This is a genomic window from Rhodoplanes roseus (assembly GCF_003258865.1).
Classification (GTDB): domain Bacteria; phylum Pseudomonadota; class Alphaproteobacteria; order Rhizobiales; family Xanthobacteraceae; genus Rhodoplanes; species Rhodoplanes roseus.
Window position 1 is genome coordinate 1 of the sequence record NZ_NPEX01000813.1, and the last position, 274, is coordinate 274.

The 274-nt window shown below is 64.6% G+C and carries 1 protein-coding gene; it reads right to left on the reverse strand.

Annotated elements, in window-relative coordinates; genetic code table 11:
- A partial coding sequence (locus CH341_RS32530) for an ADP-dependent NAD(P)H-hydrate dehydratase (RefSeq protein ID WP_281023743.1) occupies positions 1-274 on the reverse strand: 274 nt, incomplete at both ends.

The following is a 274-nucleotide window of genomic DNA, read 5'->3' on the forward strand; positions in this document are numbered from 1 at the left end:
ATCCAAACGGCAGCGCACGCAGCTTCGAAGGCCGGCATTCTTTGGGCGGCAAGGCCTGCGATCATTCCTGCCAGAACGTCGCCTGTCCCGGCGGTTGCAAGCCATGGGGCGTCGTGCGCTGAAATCGCTGCGCGGCCGTCAGGGGCAGCCACGACCGTATCCGCGCCCTTGAGGATGACGACCGCTCCGGCTCGCTCGGCAGCCCTGCGTGTCTTTTCGACCTTGTTCTCATCTTCGGCGAGATCGGGGAAAAGCCGGGAAAACTCCCCCGCAT